This is a genomic window from Bradyrhizobium macuxiense (assembly GCF_001542415.1).
Classification (GTDB): Bacteria; Pseudomonadota; Alphaproteobacteria; order Rhizobiales; family Xanthobacteraceae; genus Bradyrhizobium; species Bradyrhizobium macuxiense.
The window spans coordinates 72314-79213 of the sequence record NZ_LNCU01000032.1 but is presented as its reverse complement, the minus strand read 5'-3'; the positions used below and the strand labels follow the sequence as shown (position 1 = coordinate 79213).

Annotated in this window: 7 protein-coding genes; 4 read left to right on the top strand and 3 right to left on the bottom strand. The window is 63.6% G+C overall.

Annotation, left to right across the window (positions count from 1 at the left end; genetic code table 11):
• Nucleotides 1-521: 521 nt before the first annotated feature.
• The 3 genes from AS156_RS07385 to fdhD all read right to left on the bottom strand — a co-directional run bounded on the left by AS156_RS07385 (nt 522) and on the right by fdhD (nt 2572).
• Nucleotides 522-833, bottom strand: a complete 312-nt coding sequence (locus tag AS156_RS07385) for a hypothetical protein (RefSeq protein ID WP_066502011.1) — start codon at nt 831-833, stop codon at nt 522-524.
• Between the two features lie 235 nt (nt 834-1068).
• Nucleotides 1069-1737, bottom strand: coding sequence for a molybdenum cofactor guanylyltransferase MobA (gene mobA, locus AS156_RS07380; RefSeq protein ID WP_066502224.1), 669 nt, complete (start codon nt 1735-1737; stop codon nt 1069-1071).
• Nucleotides 1682-2572 (bottom strand): formate dehydrogenase accessory sulfurtransferase FdhD, encoded by an 891-nt coding sequence (fdhD, locus tag AS156_RS07375; RefSeq protein WP_066502009.1) that lies wholly within the window; start codon nt 2570-2572, stop codon nt 1682-1684. The genes mobA and fdhD overlap by 56 nt, the downstream gene beginning before the upstream one ends.
• A 206-nt stretch (nt 2573-2778) precedes the next feature.
• Between fdhD and mobB the strand changes: the two genes are divergently transcribed.
• From mobB to AS156_RS07355, 4 genes are all read left to right on the top strand, one after another.
• Complete coding sequence (mobB, locus tag AS156_RS07370) at nt 2779-3324, top strand: molybdopterin-guanine dinucleotide biosynthesis protein B (RefSeq protein ID WP_136626080.1); 546 nt, start codon at nt 2779-2781, stop codon at nt 3322-3324.
• Nucleotides 3325-3333: 9 nt separating this feature from the next.
• Nucleotides 3334-4587, top strand: coding sequence for a molybdopterin molybdotransferase MoeA (locus tag AS156_RS07365; protein WP_066502008.1), 1254 nt, complete (start codon nt 3334-3336; stop codon nt 4585-4587).
• Nucleotides 4588-4625: 38 nt separating this feature from the next.
• Complete coding sequence (locus AS156_RS07360; protein ID WP_066502222.1) at nt 4626-4895, top strand: sulfurtransferase TusA family protein; 270 nt, start codon at nt 4626-4628, stop codon at nt 4893-4895.
• Between the two features lie 327 nt (nt 4896-5222).
• Nucleotides 5223-6878, top strand: coding sequence for an L-lactate MFS transporter (locus AS156_RS07355; RefSeq protein WP_066502005.1), 1656 nt, complete (start codon nt 5223-5225; stop codon nt 6876-6878).
• Nucleotides 6879-6900: the final 22 nt, after the last annotated feature.

Sequence of the window (6900 nt, the reverse complement as noted above, 5' to 3'; positions counted from 1 at the left end):
GACCACAGGTGTAACCGGAGCAATCCGGCTTTCCCTGCGCGATGGTTTACGGCTTATACGTACTCTCCCCGGTGAGACTGGGCTCTTTTGTCACCGTCCTCCGCAAAAACGCTCTCGCGTTTTGTGGGGAGACACCTGCCATTAGGGCGTCAGGCCTGCACGACTTCGCCGTCCGCCTTGCACGTGCTCGTCAGTCACACGCCCGGAGTCCACCGCATCTCACCGCAACACCCGTGACGATCGCGACGCGCCCCTCAATCGGGTGAGACAGGCAATTCATACATCAAATCGCAATTCCGAAAAACAGAAATATTTTGCGCATGAGGGCTTGACGGGTTTTCCTGAGTTGCCCGTCGCGGCCGTTTGTCGCACGTTGGCGTGGATGGTAACCGGAACGCATGCCCCATCCGACGTCGCTCGTCTGATTCGGTCATGCTTGATTGGCGAGATGGCCCTTATTCGCTCCTCGCATGGTTCGAACGCGACATCGATCGCGAAGCGCATTGGCGGCCGTGTTCAACTCAGTGCCGGACGGTTACCTCCACGAACTCTTGTACCGACCGTGGGACTTCATCGTACTCCGCAATGCTACGCCGGAGTTCGTCGGCAATATCCTTGGTTACGTCGCGAGACCATCCTTCGGCAGTGTTGAAGGCCACGATGCGAATCGGGTGGCTATATTGGTCTTCCATAAGGCGACGGATCAGCGTTTTCCGATCGGTGCCTTCTTCATCCGCTTCGCACCAGGCGCGGCCGAGTTTGCCGAAATCGTTCAGCACCAAATAGGTGTCATGGTCCGTTTGCTGCGGCACGATCGAAGGCGCGCGAGACATGCGCGAAACTCCCGCTGCGACGATGCCCAGAATCTTACCGCACCTCGGCCGCCTCCTGCAGTGAGATCTCCCTTGAAATTTCGAGGTATATCAGCCGGATAGGAGGTATATCGGTTGGTGGCCCAGCAACAGGAGCGTGAGGCACGACAACGGATGCGATGCTGCCGTTGATGCAAAGCGGCTTGATCGCGTTCGCGGTGGTTTGGACGCACCTGCTGCAGGAATTTCCCGGGATCTATCCCATCTCATCCAACGCCGCCAGCCGCTCGGCCTCGGCGATATCGTCCATCGTGTTGGCATTGAAGAACGGGTCGAGCGGGGCGGTCGGCCAGCTGACGGTGGCGAGCCTGTGGCGGGCGGTCCAGCGGTCGATTTTTCTTACGTCCTCCACGACCAGCGCGTGGCGGAGCTCGTCGCGCAGGTCCACACTCCACAGCCCGATCACCGGGTGCGACTGTCCGCCGGAAGCCGCGACCGCGAGCTGGGCGTGCTGGTCGGCGAGCCCCCGGTAAAGCCGCGCCACCAGGTCGCGCGGCAGAAACGGGCAGTCGGCAGCGGCGCTCAGCACCAGCGAAACACCAGGCCGGTTAGCCGCGACCCAGTCGAGCGCGGCGAGAATGCCGGCAAGCGGGCCGGGGAAATCCGCGACCGTGTCGGCGATCACGGGCAACCCGAACGTAGCGAAGCGCGCCGGATCGCCATTGGCGTTGAGGATCAGGCCGTCGCATTGCGGCGTCAGCCGGGTGATCACGCGCTCAAGAATGGTGCGGCCACCGATGGTACGCATCGGCTTGTCGCCGCCGCCCATGCGCCGCGCCAGGCCGCCGGCGAGCAGAACACCAGGGATATTAGTCGTCACGTGCTTCGCCCTTGCGCTTGTGGCGTGCCGATTCCTCCTCGACATAATCGAGATTCTGGTCGAACACGATGCGCTCTTGGCCCGACAATGCGATGAAGCGCTTGCCGCGCGTGCGGCCGACCAGCGTCAGCCCGACCTGCCGCGCCAGCTCGACGCCCCACGCCGTGAAGCCTGAGCGCGACACCAGGATCGGAATGCCCATCCGCACCGTCTTGATCACCATCTCCGAGGTCAGCCGTCCGGTGGTGTAGAGGATCTTGTCTGCCGGGTCGACGCCGTGGCGGTAGATCCAGCCGGCGATCTTGTCGACGGCGTTGTGACGGCCGACGTCCTCGGTATAGCAGAGCGGCGCGCCTTCCTTGCACAGCACGCAGCCGTGGATCGCGCCCGCTTCCAGATAGAGCGAGGGCATGGTGTTGATCGTCTGCGTCATCTGGTAGAGCCAGGAGGTGCGCAGCTCCGCCTTGGGCAGCGCGACGCTCTCGACCGCCTCCAGCAGATCGCCGAACGCGGTGCCCTGCGCGCAGCCGGAGGTCTGCGTGCGCTTCTTCAGCTTCTGCTCGAAATTGGTGTGGTGCTCGGTGCGGACGACCACGACCTGAAGGTCGTCATCATATTCGACCTCGGTGACGACGTCGTCGTACTTCAGCATGTTCTGGTTCAGCAGATAGCCGAGCGCCAGATATTCCGGATAGTCGCCGATCGTCATCATGGTGACGATCTCCTGCGCATTGAGATACAGCGTCAGTGGCCGCTCCACCGGCACCTTGATCTCGACCGCAGCCCCGGTCTGGTCGGTACCCTTGACACGCTCGGTCAGGCGCGGATCGTCCGGATTGGGGACGATCAGGGGAACGGGTGCTTTCTCGATCTTCATCATGTTGGTCAGGCTAGCATGACAAGGGCTTAGAGCCGATATAAGCATGGTGGAAGCTGGATGGAACAGGGATCCGTCATTGCGAGCGCAGCGAAGCAATCCATCGCGCCGCAAATGGAGAAATGGATTGCTTCGTCGCTTCAGCGCAAAATTGCTCTTGCAATTTTGTCGCGAGCTCCTCGCAATGACGGGGAACGAGCGGTTCCGTGATGGAGAGATGCAGCAAGATGAAAGTCATTGGCCTCGCAGGATGGAGCGGTGCCGGCAAGACCACCTTGCTGTCGCGGGTGATCCCGTATCTGCTTGGCCGCGGCCTGCGCGTCTCCGTGATCAAGCACGCGCATCACGAATTCGATGTTGACGTGCCCGGCAAGGATTCCTGGGTGCACCGGCAGTCCGGCGCCACCGAGGTGCTGGTGTCCTCTACACGGCGCTGGGCCCTGATGCACGAGCTGCGTGGTGCGAGCGAGCCGCGCCTGCCGGAACTGCTCGCCAAGATGGGGCGGGTCGATCTGGTCGTGGTCGAGGGGTTCAAGCGCGAGCCGGTCAACAAGATCGAGGTGCATCGCGCGGCCAACGGCAAGCCGCTGCTGTTTCCCGACGACGCCAGCGTGGTGGGGATCGCGAGCGATGTCGCGGTCGAGACCACGCTGCCGATGGCCCATCTCGACGATATCAAGGAGGTCGCCGAATTGATGCTGCGGTCCGCGGTCTCGGTCGACGACGTGCTGGCGACGGCTTCGGCCGGGAGCTGAAGAGGCAGAATGGCGCAACTGTCCGACGATTGCTTTGCCTTTGGCGGGCCGATGATGTCGGTGGACGAGGCGGTGGGCCTGATCACGGCCCGCGTCACTGCCGTCACCGAGATCGAGACGGTGACGCTTGCGGCAAGCGACGGCCGCGTTCTGGCCGGCGACATCGCGGCACCCCTAGCGCTGCCGCCTTTCACCAATTCCGCGGTCGATGGTTACGCGGTGGCGAGCGGCGACCTGCCGCAGACGGATGCATGCGCCTTCCCGTTGTCCGGCCGCTTGCCGGCCGGCGCCTCGGCGCAAGCCGCATTGAAGCGCGGTGAGGCAACGCGCATCTTCACGGGCGCGCCGATGCCTGACGGCGCCGACACCGTGTTCATGCAGGAGGATGTCCACCTCGATAACGGCAAGGTCGTGCTGCCGGCGGGGCTGAAGCCCGGCGCCAATGTCCGCCCGGCGGGCGAGGACATTCCGCTTGGGCATGTGGCGTTGCAAGCCGGCCAGCGGCTGCGGCCGCAGGATGTCGCGCTTGCGGCGGCGTTCGGCCTGACCGATCTTTCCGTCGTCAGGCGGCTGCGCGTTGCGGTGTTCTCGACCGGCGACGAGCTGGTCTCGCCCGGCGAACACCGCGCGGCGGCGCAGTTGTTCGATTCCAACCGCTTCATGCTGATGGCGATGTTGCGCCGGCTCGGCTGCGAGATCAGCGATCTCGGAATTTTGCGCGATGAACCCACCGCGCTTGCGTCCGCCCTGCGGAACGTCGCAGGCGCCCATGACCTGATCCTCACCACCGGCGGCGTCTCGACCGGCGAGGAGGATCACGTCAAGGCCGGCGTCGAGGCGGTCGGCAAGCTCGTGCTGTGGCGGATGGCGATCAAGCCGGGGCGGCCGGTCGCGATGGGCATCATCGACGGCACGCCGTTGATCGGGCTACCGGGAAATCCGGTGGCGAGCTTCGTCACCTTCGTTCACGTGGTGCGCCCGACCGTGCTGGCGCTGATGGGGGCGCGGCAGGAGCCGCTGGTTCCGCTGCCTGTGCGCGCGGCCTTCACCTACAAGAAGAAGACCGGACGGCGCGAATATGTGCGCGTCAATCTCCGCGACGCGCATGACGGCGCACGCGAGGCGATCAAGTTTCCGCGCGAAGGCGCCGGCCTGCTGTCGTCACTGGTCGACACCGACGGGCTCGTCGAACTGGGTGAGCAGGTGACGCGCGTCGAGCCCGGCCAGACGGTCGGCTTCCTGTCCTATGCCAACCTGATGTGAGCGTTGACGATGCGCAGCCGCTTCGCCATGTTCGCGGCATGACCACGACCAAGCTCGACCTCACCGGATTGAAATGTCCGCTGCCCGCATTGAAGACGCGCAAGGCGCTCAAGAGCGTGACGCCCGGAGACTTCCTCGAAGTGCATTGCACCGATCCGCTTTCGGTAATCGATATCCCGAACCTCATTCGGGAAACCGGTGACAAGGTCGAAATCACGGAACGAAACGACGCCCGTATCGTCTTTCTGATCGAGAAGGCGAATGGAGCGATAGACAAGTCAAATGCTGCATCGCCGCGTATCAGCTAGACGCGACTGATATCTACCTTTTGCCTATCGACACCTATTCCGGCTTCTGCGCGAATTGATAATCTCCACTGGGGTGTGGAGGCGGAGTCGTGTCTGCGAAGCGGCACGAGGGTGACATAGGGTAGGGCTCCTACCAGATCGGGCCGCACGACCGGGGGCATATCCGGCCGCGTCGGGGGTTAGCAATTCCGAAATGCGCGTGGTGATCCCGGCGCATGCAAGGAATTGTGCGGAACAACAGACATCAAGGTTGCGCCGCAACGGTGCGGAAGCGGGATCGAAGACGGCAGACGCGCTGCGAGCAGCAGCGGCTGCAGGGAGGTTACAATGACGACGATGAGCAGCGCCGGAACTGTATCCGCAGCGGGCGCGGGTATCCTCGACAGGGAGCGGACGATCGCGACCGCCGGCTTCAATCGCTGGCTGGTGCCGCCCGCTGCGCTCTGCATTCATCTCTGCATCGGCATGGCCTACGGCTTCTCGGTGTTCTGGCTGCCGCTCTCGCGCGCGATCGGGCTGAACGCGCCGAAGGCCTGCCCCGACATTTCGCTGGTCGGTGAATTGTTCACGACCAGTTGCGACTGGAAGGTCGCAAGCCTCGGGTGGATGTTCACCCTGTTCTTCGTGCTGCTCGGCGTTTCCGCAGCGATCTGGGGGGGATGGCTCGAGCGCGCCGGGCCGCGCAAGGCCGGCGTGGTCGCGGCGCTGTGCTGGGGCGGCGGGCTGATCGTCGCTGCGTTCGGCATCTACGTGCATCAGCTCTGGATCATGTGGCTCGGTGCCGGCGTGATCGGCGGCGTCGGTCTCGGCCTCGGCTACATCTCGCCGGTCTCGACGCTGATCAAGTGGTTTCCCGATCGCCGCGGCATGGCGACCGGCATGGCCATCATGGGATTCGGCGGCGGTGCCATGATCGGCGCGCCGCTTGCGAACCTGCTGATCAACTATTTCAAGACCCCGACCTCGGTCGGCGTCTGGGAGACGTTCGTCGTGATGGGCATCGTCTATTTCATCTTCATGATGATCGGAGCCTTCGCCTATCGCGTGACCCCGGCGGGCTGGCAGCCGGACGGCTGGACACCGCCGAGCGAGAAGAAGTCGATGATCTCGGAGCACAATGTGCATCTCGACAACGCGCACAAGACGCCGCAGTTCTGGCTGATCTGGTGGGTGCTCTGCTTGAACGTGTCGGCCGGTATCGGCGTGATCGGCATGGCCTCGCCGATGCTCCAGGAGATCTTCGCGGGCAAGCTGATCGGGCATCCGGAGCTCGCTTTCGGCCAGCTTTCGGTCGAGCAGAAGACCATGATCGCCGGCATCGCCGCGGGCTTTGCCGGCCTGCTGTCGCTGTTCAACATCGGTGGCCGCTTCTTCTGGGCCTCGCTGTCGGACTATATCGGCCGCAAGAACACCTATTACACATTCTTCGTGCTCGGCATCGCGCTCTACGCGCTGGCGCCGACCTTCGCGGCGATGGGCTCGAAGCTGCTCTTCGTGCTCGGCTTCGGCATCATCCTGTCGATGTATGGCGGCGGCTTCTCCACGGTGCCGGCCTATCTCGCCGACATGTTCGGCACTCAGTTCGTCGGCGCCATCCACGGACGGCTGCTGACGGCGTGGTCGACGGCCGGCATCATCGGCCCGGTGGTGGTGAACTATCTGCGCGAATTCCAGCTCGCCGCCGGCGTGCCGCGCGACCATCTCTACAACACGACGATGTACATCCTGTGCGCCATGCTGATCGCGGGCCTGATCTGCAACTATCTGGTCAAGCCGGTCGATCCGAAGTGGTACATGAGCGAGGAAGAGGTCGCAAAGTTGCAGGCGGCAAGCAGCAAGGGCGACGCGGCGATCCAGCATGGATCGTTCGGCATCGGCAAGGGCGGCCTCGACCTCAAGGCGGCGCTGTTCTGGCTGTTCGTCGGGATTCCGCTGCTCTGGGGCGTCTGGAAGACGCTGGAAAGCGCCGTCAAGATTCTCTGATTTTACGCCACGCCATCAGCGG

Coding starts and splice junctions, on each gene's coding strand:
- AS156_RS07385 (WP_066502011.1), bottom strand. CDS start 833: ATGTCTCGCGCGCCTTCGATCGTGCCGCAGCAAACGGACCATGACACC.
- mobA (WP_066502224.1), bottom strand. CDS start 1,737: ATGTCGAGGAGGAATCGGCACGCCACAAGCGCAAGGGCGAAGCACGTG.
- fdhD (WP_066502009.1), bottom strand. CDS start 2,572: ATGATGAAGATCGAGAAAGCACCCGTTCCCCTGATCGTCCCCAATCCG.
- mobB (WP_136626080.1), top strand. CDS start 2,779: ATGGAGAGATGCAGCAAGATGAAAGTCATTGGCCTCGCAGGATGGAGC.
- AS156_RS07365 (WP_066502008.1), top strand. CDS start 3,334: ATGGCGCAACTGTCCGACGATTGCTTTGCCTTTGGCGGGCCGATGATG.
- AS156_RS07360 (WP_066502222.1), top strand. CDS start 4,626: ATGACCACGACCAAGCTCGACCTCACCGGATTGAAATGTCCGCTGCCC.
- AS156_RS07355 (WP_066502005.1), top strand. CDS start 5,223: ATGACGACGATGAGCAGCGCCGGAACTGTATCCGCAGCGGGCGCGGGT.